Genomic DNA, 15,576 nt, shown 5'->3' with positions numbered 1-15,576 from the left:
TGGAGATGGCCCACGAGCCGGCCAGATCACGAAAGTGCTCCATCGCGCTTAAAGCGCTGCGTTTTATGTGGTCCTTCGGGCGCCAAGCCGGCACAGCCCAACACCGCTGAGCAGCAGCAACTCATTCGGTGATGCCAGCCCTCTCGTTGCAGGGTCCTAATTATTGGTGGGCGGCCCCAGCGTTACTGTAGGCCTTATTGATTGCGGTTCTCTGTCAGTTTCGGCGCTTTGGCATCGATCGCGCTATTAAAGTTTGAGTCGGAGAATGCGGACAGGGGGTGTCCGGATCGGCGTTGAACGTCCAGACGGGGCACAGAGTTTTACGGGGCTGTCGAGATTTCGTTCGCAACGCCAACGGCTTTGCGGTCTTATAAATGTCATCTTGCGCAAGCCAGTAGGCGACGGCCGATCTGGCCAACTTTCAGCTCGATACAAAGTAGCGTCAAAGATGCGCGCAGTAGGCACGAGATAGTCGATGATAGGGCGTTTTCGCGATTGGACACTGTTGTCCATAATTGGCTCCGTGGCGCTTTGTCCGGCCGCCCAAGCGCAAGACCGCCGCATTGTCGCCGAACCCGTTGCGCCTCGTACTGTCTGCGATCGCCCGGTGGCGTCCGGGAAGAACGATACGGCCAACCTACAAGATGCCATCGACCATTGCCCCGTCGGCGAAGCGGTCTATTTGACACGTGGCGAGTTCCTGTCGGGGCCACTCGAGATGAAATCAGGCGTGACTTTATGGATCGGACGCGGTGCCACGCTAATCGCGATCGCTGAACCAACGGCTTATGACAAGGGTTCGGGGCATTGTGGTCGTATCGCTGGCAAAGGCGACGGTTGCCGGCCGTTCATTAGCTTTTTCAAAACGCGGGGCGGCGGCATCTATGGCGCGGGCACTATCGATGGCCAGGGCGGCGCGCCTATGGCCGGCAGCGACCAATCTTGGTGGCAGCTGGCACGCCGCGCACAGGCTGAGGGAGGCAATCAGAACGCACCGCGTTTGATCCAGATCGACCATGCGCAGGACGTTACCCTGTACGGTGTGACCTTGCGCAATGCCCCAAATTTCCATGTGGCGATGAACCAGGTCCAGGGAGCCACCTTTTGGGGCCTCACCATCGATGCACCAGCCGACGCCCGCAACACAGATGGAATTGATCCGGGGGCTAGCCAGGACGTCACCATCGCCCACTGCGTGATCCGGACTGGAGACGACAATGTCGCGATGAAGGCGGGCGACAATGGTTCTACCCGCCATATCTCCATTATCGATAACTATTTTGGCTGGGGACATGGGCTATCGATTGGCAGCGAGGTGAACTCCGGTGTCAGCGACATCCTCGTCCGCGGCCTTACCCTGGACGGCACCACTTCAGGCCTGCGCATCAAGAGCGATGTCAGCCGAGGCGGTCTGGTGGAGCGGGTGACCTATGAGGATGTTTGTCTGCGCAATAACCGATGGCCGATCATCTTTGACACAAAATACGATTCCCGCGCGCGGGGTGATCGCGTTCCACTCTATCGCCAAATCGTTCTGCGTCATGTCCGCGGCAACACGGGGATGCTGCTGATGCGCGGGCTCGACCGGTCGCATGCTCTCGAGATTACTCTGGACGATGTGCGATTTGCCGATTCCGCGACCTGGTACATTGAGAATGCAAATGTGACGGTAGGACCGTCCGGCGTGTCGCCGCCGCTACCGCATGGTCGAGCCGAGGCTCCTTTGCCCGGCGGACGGGAGAGGTGTGCAAAAGCATTCCCCACCCGGTAGAGAGCAGTTAAAACACAGTGGTACCGAGCACTATCTCGAAACTTCCGGAACCATGCGCATAGAAGCCCGAACTCGGCCGCACTGAAACTGAAACTGCTGCGCAGCAGGTCGACGGGGTTGCACGCTTGGTCGCTGCAGATCACGACGAGTCCCCGTAATCAGCTGCGCGTTCCATCACGTCGAAACTGCTTTGATGAAAATATGACCACGATGAAAGCTTACGTGTTTTCAGCTGCCGTAATGGCTGCGTGTTTCGGTCTTCCGAAAACACTCGCTCAACCCTTATTGGTCTCACAATCCAACGATATGGCCTATCACTCCGTACAGGCAGCCATAGATGCACTACCCGCGCAAGGCGGCGATATTCTGATTGCGCCGGGCATCTATCGCGAGAAAGTCAGGATCGTCAAACCTGGTGTTCATATCAAGGGCACCGGCAAGAGGCCGGATGATACGGTCGTCGTCTATGGCGACGGCGCGATCTATGTGGGGGGAACATCTCGTTCCGCGACGTTGGAAGCGTCCGGAGACGATTTCTGGCTCGACAATCTAACGATTCAAAACGATTACTCGCTAGATCCCGCTCATCCGCCTTCGCAGGCTGTAGCACTGTCCATTACCGGAGACAGGGACGTTCTCACTCGAGTCCGCCTCCTTGGCGCACAGGACACACTGTTCGCCAATAAGGGGCCGAACGGCCGCTTGTCGCGACAATACTTCGCGGACTGCTACATTGAGGGACATGTCGATTTCATATTTGGCAATGCCAAAGCCTATTTCCGGAAATGTGAGTTGCATGGCATCGTTCATCAAACGGTTGTGTATACAGCACAAGGAAAAGCAGCGCCGGACGAGGACAGCGCCTTTGTGTTCGATCATTGCACTTTGACTGCCGATCCTGGAATAGGCGAAATTGCTCTTGGCCGTGCTTGGCGATCCTTCGCTGCAGTAGTTTTCTTGTCATCCAAGATGGAAGCGCCGGTGATCGCGGAAGGGTGGCGCGAATGGACTCCGGGCAAGACCGACACGCTGAGGACAGCCTACTATGCTGAGCACAAATCCACCGGCCGGGGAGCCGATTCCGCGCGGCGCGAACCTTACTCCCATCAACTGTCCGACAGTGAGACCAGGCAGTGGTCACTGAAAATGTTCTTCGGAGACACGAGCTGGCTGCCGCATAAACATCAAAACTAAGAAGGAGAGCATTCGTGAAACGAAGATTGTGCCATCAAATGCGCTGTTCTTTATGAGAATGGCTGCAAGGTAGATGATCGTGCCGGCTTTGATCGGGCCCAATCTGTTACATCTCGGCGCAAATGTGAACTGCTGGAATCGAGCTCTGCTTGGCAACGATGAAAAAAGATCCAGCACTTGGTCCGCGAGCGGCAAGTTTGCAGATCACGCGCATGTCTGTCGACATTCGACCGCAGCGCTGGACGTGGTGTGCGCGACCCGCAAACGCGACAACCCGCTGTCGCCTAGACCAATACGAGGAGGCGGCAGCGTTCTGACTGCGGGACACTTTATCCGTGGACGAGAATACGGCCTTCGACGTGGGGTCCGCAAAGGCGCTCTTCGCTCGTACCCTCCACGCTATGCACTGCCATTAGATGCGGCAGCTTCCGGGTTGCGCGCGGTAGCTCACCCAGCAGGTTCTACACAGCGCCGTCATCTTCTTGTCCCGCATGCGGAAGATCCGCCTAGCCGCCGGATACCCCATGCTACCCGGTTTGTAACGGCCACGATCGGCGCAAGCATGGCGAGCGGCTATGTTCCCGCACATCACGACATGAAGTTTAGATATCGCGAATTGATTTAGGTCTTCGCCCTCTCTGCACTGGCCAGGTCAACCTGCGCTCACATCCGCAGCGACGAGTATATCAAATCAGGTCGGCCCGTAGGGCTTAGAAAAATATGGACGTAGACACCAGTAAATTCAAAGCATGGTCTGTCTCCCGCGTGTGTATGAGGCTTGTTGGCTTGTTGATGTATGTTAGTCCAAGGCTTGCATAAACCCCAGGTGCCAGATGCGCGGTGTAGGTTCCCGAGATCGCTGTAGTATCGTGGTGCGCGAGATGTCCCTTCACCAAGTCAGCGTCTACCGCAAAGTGACTCCAGACTGCGTTAGTGGCAACGATAGCGATTTGGTCACTGGGCCGGCTATCGAACAACCCTTTCGCATAAAGACGAAGCTCGTAATACTGACTGATTCTGTTCAAGTCAGGCGGCGCGTACATCACAGAGAAGCCGGCATAGACCCCACGAGATGCCGAGCCCTTAAAGTCAGACTGCCAGAGTTGCCTGTCGGCAGCAACGTAGTAGACGCTGTTCTCATTAGCTCGCGGATGATTCGGATAAGCCAAGTTCGTAAAGCTGCTCGTGTTGAAGCCGATGCCGGCTCGCAGCCAGGACTCGGGTGTGCCCGGACCAGCTTTGTTCTTGTAGCCGGCCTCATCGAGCCAAAGGATGCGTGCGTTAGTCGTATCCCAATTTAGGCCGATCGGGTTCTCGGTGATCTGCGCATACTGACCGTCTGGACTGAGCGAGCGCTGGATCGAGACCCGATTATACAGGTGATCATCAAAATTGTACTTTAGGTTAAGCGCTGGCGTGGGCGCAGCATTGTTGCTCATACCTGCCTGATACAAGATGTTTGATGAGGGTCCCAAAACGCTTGCTGCTGCACTGCCGCCGACCACAGTCCCCGCGAACTCATTCTGATTTCTAAGATAACCCATTTTGAGTTCGAGCTTACCGCCGAAAAGCGTCTGGTAGTAGGCAAGGATGTTGATTCCTAGCCTGTCTGGCCCGCCGGCTTCCCAAGACCAGTATTGCTGCTCGGCTCCCACGATGATCTGACCATCGGGCACTCCAAAGCGGCTCAAATCGTATGTCACGATCATGAAATTCACGGTCCCAAATGTCGGATTCTGTCCCATATAGAGTTGATTAGCGACTCTGGTTCTGCCCGCATTTGGCAATTGATTGTTTATGAGGCTATTTACTGTTCCTCCCACATAACCAATCCCAACCTCTGCCAAGGCCGATCTAACGCCGCCTTTGTCTTGATCTATCGTATCGACAGGGCCAGGTATAATGAGCGACATGCCTTTTTCACGAAGAGTTTCGAACTTTGCGAAGGGGGCCGCCTTTTTTTGAGTTCTCTTCCTAGCAACCTCATTCGGCGTGTCGCGCTTTGCTAGAGTCATAGTGCTAGAAATCGTTGAGCTATCGTTGAAGCGCGTTGCTCGCGAAGCGACTCCTTGATGAATCCTCCCTCTGGTAAGCTCATTTGGGATATCGTTTCCCTTAGGCGCGTCGAGAGTTTGTGCCGACGCCGAATCCGCGATGAACAGCTTCGCGAGGAAGAGTGCGATTGGAAGCTCTCGTCTCATCGAACGTTGACGAAAGCTCAAAACGAGGGCCGCAGTCGGTTGTGATCGAACCGACATCGCTACAGCAGTGCACTCCCGCATAGTGAACTCCGCATCTGTAGCGCTGACCTCTGGATTGTGCTCCAGCCTGATTGGTCTAGAGCCAATCTGCCGTTTCGGCGTGTGTGAGGGGGTGGCGCGCCGTTTGAGCGAAATGAGTGATCCCCGCGAGGCACTTAGCTTGCTGGGCATCGGTCGAGCCCACCTAAACGCGTCGGCGACTTGCGTGCCGTTCTTTTCTTTGCGGTCCTCGTTTCCTCAAGATGATGGCGGCGGGCGCTCCTCGCTATCTTCGCTACCAATACGCCGCGATGGATCCCATTCCCTTCCGCCATTCGAGCGATGATTTCGGCTATGCCGAGCATCCTGGCCGGAGAAGGGCACTGGTTCGAGAAGGTGGTAACCTTCCCAAAAGAAGGGCACCTGTTCGAGAGGCTGGTGACCTTCAAAAAAATACCATCGCCACGTATCTTGCTCTGCGTTAGGCGTCTGCGGCGATTTCGTGGTTGGAGACCAAGCCCGAAACCAGCGACATTTAAGGCCCGCAACATCCGACAATTGGATGTCTGGCGATCGTGCCAGAACAAAAGCCATGGCCTTCCATGAGCAAGTCGAGATCGCACTTCGAGCGGATTTGATAGCGCTAAGTGCGGAGTTGGCAAATCCATGAGATCCGCTGGTGCGGCACGATCTATACTGCATGTTGACTCCTCGACGTACGGTCCGCGCAACGTTTGTTTGGGATCCTGCCATTTGTCAGTCGCCGCCACCAATCGCCAAGGTAGATAGTTGACTGGCTCGCGACAGCTATCTGCGGAGATCGAGCTATTGGCAGGCTCCACCGGGTCAGAGGAATGTTGGTGACATTTCGATCACCCGATACAATCGCGGTGCGCGTTGCTGCTGCTGCCCAGCTCCTCGGCGGTTGCATCTCCGCCCGGGCAACCCAATGATCTCAGGACGACAAATTTAATAGCGTTCGCGACGCCTCAAAGTGCTAGAGGCAGACAGCTGCGGCTTAAGCTGTGCATCGGTTTCGCAAGCCGGACCCTCTATCAAATACTCTGAAAACTGTAGAGGTGGCGCTCGGCCCGGACGTGACGCTCGGTCGGTAGAAGGGGCAAAGCGTCCGCGGAAACTCTCGCCAATTTGCTGCCATAGAGCCTCAGCCTCAAGGAAACCAGGCACGCTGACGAGCGCAGGGGAGCGGCTCATGTCGGGCTGCCGCGTTCGACGGAGGCCAAAGCCCAGCGGAAAGAGTTGATCGAGGTCGCTGCAACTGTGAGCGGCTTTCTGAATTCGCCGTTCACGCTCGGCTGTGCTAATACGGTGAGCGGTCAAGATAAGCGTCGAACGCGGCAGCAACAGCGCGCAATACAAAACGATGCTCTCGCTTTACGCGGATTGTTCCGTGGTGGATGTCCACTATTCCGTCTTCGGCGAGCATCGGCAAGCGTCCAGCGGAACTAAGAAAAGGAACTGGATCAAATCCGTAGGCAGTGCAAATTGCCGAAACATCTACCTCCAAATAGCACATCAGGCGCTCAATTATTGCCGCTCGCAGGCGGTCTTCGTTGCTGAGACAATAACCCTTCGAGGTCGGCAGACGGCCGGCGCTGATATGGTCGCTGTAAACGCTCGTTGCGAGTTCGTTCTGGACGTAACCGTCACTGAGACGCCCGATGGCCGATGTGCCAAGACCGATCACGGTTCTGCAGGTGTCAGCCGAGTAACCCAAGGAATTGCGCCGCAAGCGACCAGCTTTCTGCGCCAGCGCGAGCTCGTCGTCCGGCAAGGCGAAGTGGTCGAGCCCGATTTGCAGGTAGCCTGCGGCGACCAGAGTATCGGCCATAGCCGAAGCCTGTTCAGCGCGAGCAGCATCGTCCGGCAGCGCCATCTCATCAAGCATGCGCTGACGCTTCATATACGAAGGAACGTGCGAGTAGCCGAAAACCGCAAGCCTGTTGGGGCGCATGGCCACCGCGGTCATAGCGCTCTGAACGCAGGACTGCACCGTCTGGTTCGGAAGGCCGAAGATGAGGTCGAAGTTGATGCGGCTTATTCCATGCTGGCGAAGGGTTTCAACAGCCCTGGTCGTCTGCGCCTCAGTCTGGGTCCGATTGATCGATCTTTGAACAACTGGATCGAAGCTTTGCACTCCGATGCTCGCGCGATTGAATCCGGCTGCTCCTAAGGCTTCGGCCATTCGGATCGTGAACGTGCGTGGGTCGATCTCGATAGCGAGCGTTGCCGCTTTTTGGAACGCGAAGCAGCGGCGCAAGTGTGTCATCAGGGCCAGGAACTGCGCTGGCTCGATAAGGGTCGGCGTGCCGCCGCCGAAGTGTACGTCGCTCACAGGCATTGCTTGCGGCGTCTTTTTTGCAACTAAGTCAATCTCCTTGCGCAGCACATCCAAGTAACCGAGAATAGGGGCGTCGCGCCGGGTGAGCGCTGTAGTGAAGCCGCAATACCAGCAGATCGATCGGCAGAACGGAATGTGAAGATAGAGCGAAACGGACTCGTCCGGCAGCCGGCTCAGCCATTTTTCACAAGTGTTCGCGCCGACTGTCTCCGAGAATTCAGGTACAGTTGGATATATGGTGTACCAAGGCAGCCGGCCATCGCAATACTTTTTCAGGAGTGTAGTCTGCAACGTTACAGTCCCATGCTGCTGTAAGACTCATCTTAGTCGCGGCGCTCGCCAGCATCTTTGCGCTATGTCAATCGACCGGCTTCAGCCCTGAATTCCTTCGGCAGCATGAGCGCAATCGGACGGGAGAGAGCGAATGACTATTGAAGTAGTGGCGGGCGCACGAGCCTAGTCTTCGTTGTCCGACTGGCAATCACGAAAGCTGTCTCACGGATTGGTAGCCGCGTCGCCGACAGAAGAAGCTCGACAGCGCTACCCGCGAAAACTGACGGAGAAGGATGCACGCACTTCTTTCTGAAGCCTGAAGCGCTGCGCGAGGAACGAGAGCACGTGGTCAACGTATGAGAGCTAAAGGACCACGTGGCCCATAGGTTGGCGGCCAGTAAAACAAGCTCAATCGACGAAAGCGAAGAACGCTCAGGAAGTTGCGGGAATGATTGATATCCACAACGGGGTCATCGCTGTTCGGCATCGCGGATGCAAATGCCTCGTAGCCTCCGCCGCATCTGGCTGCGCCATGAAGGGTCAAGCGCATCATACAACCTGACGCAACGTGCGATTCAAGCCTCCTTGGTGCTGCGCGTGAAGTACGTGATAGTCCGATGAAGTGATGAGCCTCAATTCCGCCACGCTACTTGTTTCATTCTCGAGAGCGTCATCACGGATGTACTGATGATGTTGGGGTGGACCCGGCGCACTTTTTAACCCCCCGGTCGAGTGCGTCGGGGCGCCTTGGTCGGATGTCAGATCATGGACATTCAAACAATGATTGTCACTTGGGACACTCTCATGTGACGCCAGCCGGTGATCAAGCTGCACATCTTGCACAGAGCTCGGGTGTGCTTGCGTCTTGACGGCTTCTTCTTGCAACGAAACGGTCGCGCCTTGGTTGGCTCGTTCTTCCAAGCAAATAGACGAACGTACCTTGGATAATCCATGAAAGGCGATCGCAGAGCGGCAATCTAGGACTGATTATCTTTGGCAGCCTAGGCATGAAGGCGTGCCGGTACGAGGGATGCTGACAAAGACACCTGTGCGATCGATCGCTAAGACCAGCCAAGGAAAATGGCTCCAGACAAGCGAGGTCCGCGGTTAAGAGTCGATTGGGCGGTTACGATATTGATATTGAAGTCGATAAATTGGGCTTGGAAGGCAGCTTGTTGCCGCGAAGGCTACCGGCCAATAGTCGCGCCATCGTGACGCCGGACGCGATCTCTGGGACGTGAGGAGCGGCTTTTCCGCTACTCCAGCTCCTTTGCCGTCGCGGCAGCGCGCTGACCCACTCCCTCCGTTGGCCCGTGGGTGAGCTTGTAGCCCAGAACGTCGGTCGACTTGTTCAAAGTATCCTGGCGTTGGCGTGCCGCCCACGCAAAAGGTCTTGGGGTCGCTTCGCAGCTCAGTCCAGTCTCGTCGGAGAGTCCGAAGCTCTCAGAGATTAGGTCACATCTCCGACCGCGGCAGCAACGAAGGATCCTCGCTTGCAAGTGCCGCTTCTAGATAGGCCGCCCGCTGATCCCGCGCCTTCAGGTCGTTCTGGACGTAGAACTTGGTTGCCTTAAGAGGCATATGAAGCCTCCTCGGTCATACGGTTGGCGGTTCTGATGTCCTTGCTTCCGCTTGTCTCGACCGCCAAGCGAGATAATCACGGTGTTGCCATGCAGTCGAGCAATGGCATTTGCATTCCTCCCGCTTCCGGAGCCAACTGTCGAAAGTCTCTGCCGACCGACTTCGAGCACTCGTATCTTAAAGCACAGTGCAGCCTCGAAGGTGCCGACCGGAACATACAGCCGACCGTGGAGGGGCCGTTCACGTCCCTGAATTTCCGGATCACCTTTCCGTTCCGGAACTCGAGACTCGATGGACCGGCCATCTTTGTGAGGCGAGGTGCAGAGCAGAAAGGGACGCCGCACTCTACCCGACACCCACGCTGCAAAAAAACCTTTGACGACGCCACGAAGAGCCTCTGTTGATGAACGCGAGTTCAAGTGGCTTCCTGAAATTGCCACCAGAACAGGGGGGCGACAGCATACTTGGTGTTGAGCAAGAATGCTTTGTGAGCGTCCATCTGGCACGCCGCTCAAAGGAGGATCGTCAGGTGATTGGGCCGATTCGACGGAACTGGAATCCAAGAGACTTCTTCGATGAGCTGAAACCTGCGATGTTCACGGCCGGACCAGCGACTGTGCGCGCACGCCGGAAGAAGCTCTGGCCAGAGTTGTATACCGAATACGACGCGAGGCATTTAAGGCAAGAATTGTCGAACCGACATCTAATCGCCAGCAGCGAAGCTGAGGCGTTCTTCAGAGCCTGGGCCGCGGATGAAGAGCGTCATACCGAGAGTTTCATCCAGATCATGGAGCTTGTCGCTGGTGAATCCGAAAGGGATCTTCGAGACAGATTGGAAGCTCGAGCGCACGATTTCTCTGCCATCAATGAATACTTAAAGGACGAATTCTCTCTGCTCGTTATGATCGCATTTGACGAGATGTGCACTTGTCGCGCCTATGCTGCGGATAGAGACTTCTACGCCGGACTTGGGAGCAATTTCCTTCGATGGCTGAGAGAGGTGGTTGCCGACGAGGCCGTTCACTCGATGAACGCCGTCAATGTTATTCGTGCCCGTTACTGCGAGCGCATCCCCGACGTCGGCGCAATTCTCGATAGCGTAATCAGCAGCGTGGGCGATGATCCGGATTATACCGGCACTTTCGTAATGGATTACTTCGGCGGCAGTTATACGAAGAAGATGTTCGACAACTGCCGCGCCACTGTCCTGAGAAACGTCGCTAAGCCGCTGACAGCCGCAGCGACGAATTGACACGCCTCCGCGAGCAAGTGGACAATCGAGCTTTCGTGCATCGTAGATCCGTGCCTTATTTGATGTGCTGAGCGGTCAGATTGGAGTCGGCTCACAGACGGGTCGGCGTTTCACGCGACACGCCACAATGGCTGGTTCAGTGATCACTTGCAAACAAGGTACACGGATCATCAAATAGAAGGAGCCACTCAAGCAGTTAGGGCGAACAGCCCACCCCAATGGCACTGTCGGCTTTCCTCCTGATGTCGCGAGTCTTCAACTCACGCACCCGCAGGATATATCTCAAATCTCTCAACTCATTGTCGTTTAACCCGATTTTGAGAACGAATGGAACTGGTACGACAATTGCTGTGCTGATCCGCAGGTTTTCCCTTCCGGAGCTGCGCATGCAAAGTACCCGCCGCACCAAGAAAATCCCCCAACTGCGAGCAAATCGGGGGGGTCCCCTGACGACCATCCTCCTCCGCCACGAGGGTCGATCAGCCTCAACGCTCAAGAGGTGTTCGCGTTGGAGATACCCGACTGAAGCACGTAGACGCCACGCATCGTTCATGCATGGCGCGAGACTTGCGCGAAGGCCATCTCGGGCTGCTCATCGACCGCGCTCTCGCCGCTGCCGACGCGGTGAAGACCAGTTGCAGGCTGAGGATACAGATTCGTAGGATCGCGCAGATCGTGACCCGGCTCTTTTCATGCTCGCCGGCAAACCGAACATCGACGGTGGCACCGCGCTGTTGAGCTCGGCATCACGAAGCGGCTCGCCGATGGAGTGGAACTTGCCTCCGCCTGATGCAAACTCAATCGAAAGGGGCAATAACGACCTTTTGGGCCAGCCCGCTGAGGCGCCTCAAATGGATCTTTTCAGTTTCACCGAATGCGCGACGCGAACGCAATCCCTCAGATCGGTTTTCGAGCTTCTTGTGAGCTGTGCAAGCCACGAAGGCTTCAGCGAAGTCTCTTACGGAGCACTCAATTTCGCGGAGCCACTTCGCCTCCCGGAGTATCCACCGCCGGCGGTGGCCGTAAAGTGGCCGCCTGACTGGTGCGAACGCTATTTTGAACGCGAGTACCACAAGATTGATCCGGTAGTCCGACGGACACCAATGGTTGCGCGAGCATTTCTGTGGGATCAGCTCGGAGAGCAATATCAACTACAGCCTGACGAAAGGCGCGTCCTGAATGAGGCCAGAGAGGCCGGTCTCAAGCACGGCATGAGCGTGCCATTGTTTGGGCCATTGGGTCGAATATCTGTCTTATCGTTTGCCTCTCGGTTCGACGATGCCGATCCTCAACAATCTAAAGGCCATCTCAACGCACTAGCCTGGCATTTTCACACCGCTTGTGTGGAGATCACACGTCCAGCGGAAGATAACTGCATTGAAAGAGTTGCGCTATCGGAGCGCGAACAAGATTGTCTCCGGTGGGTGGCAGCGGGCAAATCTTCATGGGAGATCGGAAAGATATTGCAAATTAGCGAGAATACGGTGAACTTTCACCTCAAGAACGCGATGCGCAAGCTGGGTGCGACCAGCCGGGTCCAAGCCGCCATTCTGGCGATCCGCCTCAATCTTATCTTTGACTTCCATGTAGCGTGAGGCATCTTGTTGGCATCTGATGATCGTGTCGAAGTCAATTGGCGGCTGGAAGCTGTTGAATACAAAAGTTGATCCTAGGGGCAATCGTTCTCCCAGGTCATCGAGGAATCTCAATCGACCATGTGACTGCAGCCAATTGCGCTTGCTGCAACACGGGTCTCCCTTTGCTCACCAGGCCACTCCGAAAGGGGAAGAGAAAGGTGCGCTCGCCAATGGCTGTCCACGGTCGCGCGTCGGGCCTCAATTGCTGGGTCCTTCCGTAGTTGCCTCAAGTATGAGTCCTGTTGACCACGATGCTGTGACTGAGGAAGACTGGCTCGATCATCAGTCTTACGTCACGCGTGGCGGCGTCGGATTGGCGGCGCGGATGAATCCTGCAGCGAGCAACCCTGAGAGAGCATAGCCGAGGCCTGGCAGGATCAGCGTGACTCTGTAGCCAAATCTCGCCGTGATAAACCCGCTCGCCGCGAAGCCCATCAGTGCGAACGCCGACATCACCGAAGTGAGGAAGGTGACATCTGTTCCAGCCTTGCCTGGCCGGGCGAGTGCGAGAAACCAGTTCGTGAATGTAACGTGCTGGACTGCGAGGGCCGCGAACACGATCCCAACGCTCGCGACAGCGCTCACGCGAACGCTGGCATAGCGATCAATAATCGCAAATGCTCCGAAACCGATGGCCATCACTGCACAGCTCCAGATCACGCCGTGATTCGGCGCCGTTCGTGCGAGGATCGCGGTGGTCAGCGGCGCAATGATAGTATACGTTAAGACGTTCGAGATCGCTCCGATCCATCCAATGTCTGCCGCGGCGAAGCCGAGATCAACGAGCCGCAACTGCACCATTGCGAACGCCAGCGCGATCCCGGCAACGCCGGGCGCTATCAATGCGGCCGTTGTCAATAGACCATTGTTGCGCAGGAAGATGGACTGGCGCTGCGGTGAGCGCGATTGGTTCTTGAAAAGGAGCGGTTCGGGGATCGCGAACACCCATCCGGCGAAGACGGCCAGCAGCAACGCTAATCCCAGCAAAGTCGGACGCCAACCGACACTCTCGATCAGCTGGAGGCAGACCGCGCCGCCGATCACGTGGCCGATGACCCGACCCCAGCCCAGCAGCGTGGCCCCGAGCGGACGCTCGCCGGGATCGAGGGCTTCGGCAATGTAGCCCAGTGTTGCGATCCGCTGTGTTGCGGCCACGCTCGCAAGGGCGAGAGAAACAAGAAAAAGCTGCACGAAATCGGTCTTCGGATTCAAGAAAGCCATCACTGCCAGCACAGTGGTCGTGGCGACTTGAGTCAGCAGGATCCATGATCGCCTTAGCCCCAGACGATTGAGGCTCCATCGATCCACGATGGGCGCCCAAAGAAAGTTAACAGTGAAGGCAAAGAATGCCGTGCTATACAACCCAACCAGTTGCAAGCTGGCGCCGTTCGCTCGAAGGATCACCGGAACAGCCGAGTAGATCAACGCGATCGCCAGATACTGCTGACTGGCCAACGCAACCATCCCGATATGTGGCATGTAGCGAATTGCCATCAGCCTCTTCCTTTTAAGGAGCATTTTCGCGTGTTCTCAAAAGCATGGAGTGAATAAGTAGCGGATCGGTCCAACGCAGCAACCGCGGGCGAATTACCACAAACTATGAAGCGGCCAGGCCGACGGCGCTGATCGCATCAAACACTCCACTGCGCTCATCGGGTTTGGCCAGGCGCCGTGATGCTGCCATCTATGGGCGACGGTGCGAATGGAGCAAGCAGCGTGCCGTTTGAAAAACGATCGTCCTTGTCGCCTCTTTTGCGCGGGCGCGTCAGTTTGGGGACATCGTTATCTTTAATCCGACATTCGGGTTCGTCAGCCTTGACGGGTGCGGACGGGGCGTCGGCGCTTGGGCAGCGGCTCATGTCTGTTGCGCGACTTGGAAGGCGGCGCTTAGGCAAAACGACCTGTGATTCGGGGAGAGAACTCCAAAGGAAAAGCCCCGACCAAGGTCGGGGCTCCTTCAGCCCACCGGCAGTCTCGCAGCGGTAGAAACCCGACAGATGCGTCCCGCTCCGCAGACCAATTGCAATCAGCGCGAGTATGATCGCGCGATTGTTCGCTTGACAGCTTGTAGTGGCATCTCGTTGCGCACACATTCAATGCATTCAGTCCTCCGCTTCATGTTCCTTGACTCGGATCGGCGACGGGATGCAAAAGTGACCTTCTTTTGAAGCGAGCCTTGATCTGGAGCCACCTACTCTGTTGCGGCGCTGACGCGCGCGAGCACTCTTAGGCCTCAATGCGCGAGCTGTTGCTGACAATCAAAGTGTACAACTTTACGCAGCGTCAGATTCAAGCCAATTCTTTCGAAGTAAATGTTGCGCAGCAGTTACAGCAATTCGCGTTCGCGCTGCTATGACGGCGCACGATCGGGGGCCACTCAAGGAAATGAAGCTCGAAATGAAAAACTTGTTGCTTATGACTGCGGGCATCGTCGCACTCACCGCTGCGGCGCCTGCATTCGCGGTGGATCTCGCTGCACAGCCCGTCTACACCAAGGCGCCTCCTCAGCCGATCGCGGTCGCGCTCTACGACTGGGGCGGCTTCTATGCTGGCGTCAACGGGGGCTGGGGTTCGGCTCATTCCTCGTGGGATTTCGCGGGCACGACCCCTGAGGGCTCTCACGACGCAAGCGGCGGCACGCTGGGCGGGCAGATCGGCTACCGTTGGCAGATCGGCCAGACGGTGCTTGGCGTCGAAGGCCAGGGCAATTGGGCCGATTTCAACGGCTCCAATGTCAGCAGCGCTTTTCCAACCAACGTGAACCAGACAAAGATCGACGCGTTCGGCCTAATCACTGGCCAGATCGGGTATGCGATCAGCAACGTACTGCTTTACGCCAAAGGTGGCACCGCGATCGTGGGCAGCAGCTATCAGGTCAACTCTGTTTCCGCGGGCACGCAGCTTGGGAGCGCGGACACGACGCGTTGGGGCGGTGTGGTTGGTGCCGGATTCGAGGTCAATTTGACGCCGAACTGGTCAGCTGGGCTTGAGTACGACCATGTATTCATGCCGACCAGCAATGTGAACTTCACCTCCGCCGGAGGTGGCGCTTTCGGGAACGATCGCGTCCGTCAGGATTTTGACCTCCTGACCGCGCGGCTCAATTACAAGTTCGGCTGGCCCCTAGTTCTCAAATAACGATCTTCCCTTCAAAGGGCAATCGAGAGCCCCGGCCCTGGCCGGGGCTCCTTCCCGCGCAAATCAGTCGGGCGCAACGTCACACAACGTGCCATTTGCAAAGACCAGTTCTTCATACGGCCGCGGTC

General features: G+C 56.7%; 9 protein-coding genes. 5 read left to right on the top strand and 4 right to left on the bottom strand.

All coding sequences use genetic code 11. The features are described from left to right. The first annotated feature begins 475 nt into the window (after positions 1–475). Both N2602_RS32200 and N2602_RS32195 read left to right on the top strand, forming a co-directional pair. Positions 476–1,771, top strand: coding sequence for a glycoside hydrolase family 28 protein (locus tag N2602_RS32200; RefSeq protein ID WP_260380616.1), 1,296 nt, complete (start codon positions 476–478; stop codon positions 1,769–1,771). Between the two features lie 201 nt (positions 1,772–1,972). Then, positions 1,973–2,965, top strand: a complete 993-nt coding sequence (locus N2602_RS32195; RefSeq protein ID WP_260380615.1) for a pectinesterase family protein — start codon at positions 1,973–1,975, stop codon at positions 2,963–2,965. A 710-nt stretch (positions 2,966–3,675) separates the two neighbouring features. Here N2602_RS32195 and N2602_RS32190 read toward each other — a convergent pair. The 3 genes from N2602_RS32190 to N2602_RS32180 form a co-directional block, all read right to left on the bottom strand. Continuing rightward, complete coding sequence (locus N2602_RS32190) at positions 3,676–4,980, bottom strand: carbohydrate porin (protein ID WP_260380614.1); 1,305 nt, start codon at positions 4,978–4,980, stop codon at positions 3,676–3,678. Positions 4,981–6,526: 1,546 nt separating this feature from the next. Beyond that, positions 6,527–7,858, bottom strand: coding sequence for an oxygen-independent coproporphyrinogen III oxidase (gene hemN / locus N2602_RS32185; protein WP_260380613.1), 1,332 nt, complete (start codon positions 7,856–7,858; stop codon positions 6,527–6,529). A 1,437-nt stretch (positions 7,859–9,295) separates the two neighbouring features. Next, positions 9,296–9,421, bottom strand: coding sequence for a hypothetical protein (locus tag N2602_RS32180; RefSeq protein ID WP_260380612.1), 126 nt, complete (start codon positions 9,419–9,421; stop codon positions 9,296–9,298). A gap of 403 nt (positions 9,422–9,824) precedes the next feature. Here N2602_RS32180 and N2602_RS32175 point away from each other — a divergent pair, with 403 nt between their 5' ends. After that, positions 9,825–10,673 carry a hypothetical protein gene (locus N2602_RS32175; RefSeq protein WP_260380611.1) on the top strand — a complete coding sequence of 283 codons (849 nt, stop codon included), beginning with the start codon at positions 9,825–9,827 and terminating at the stop codon, positions 10,671–10,673. A gap of 851 nt (positions 10,674–11,524) precedes the next feature. Beyond that, entirely contained in the window at positions 11,525–12,268 is a 744-nt protein-coding gene (locus tag N2602_RS32170; protein WP_260383755.1) for a LuxR family transcriptional regulator, read from the top strand. A gap of 330 nt (positions 12,269–12,598) precedes the next feature. Here N2602_RS32170 and N2602_RS32165 read toward each other — a convergent pair whose 3' ends face one another. Continuing rightward, the gene (locus N2602_RS32165) at positions 12,599–13,804 is read right to left on the bottom strand and encodes an MFS transporter (RefSeq protein ID WP_260380610.1); all 1,206 of its coding nucleotides are present in this window, start codon (positions 13,802–13,804) and stop codon (positions 12,599–12,601) included. A gap of 903 nt (positions 13,805–14,707) precedes the next feature. Here N2602_RS32165 and N2602_RS32160 point away from each other — a divergent pair. Continuing rightward, positions 14,708–15,448: an outer membrane protein gene (locus tag N2602_RS32160; RefSeq protein ID WP_260383754.1), complete on the top strand. Its 741-nt coding sequence runs from the start codon at positions 14,708–14,710 to the stop codon at positions 15,446–15,448. The last annotated feature ends 128 nt before the right edge of the window (positions 15,449–15,576 follow it).

This window comes from Bradyrhizobium sp. NC92, assembly GCF_025200865.1.
Lineage (GTDB): Bacteria > Pseudomonadota > Alphaproteobacteria > Rhizobiales > Xanthobacteraceae > Bradyrhizobium.
Note: the sequence above shows the minus strand (reverse complement) of the source record. Positions and strands in the feature narration are given on the sequence as shown.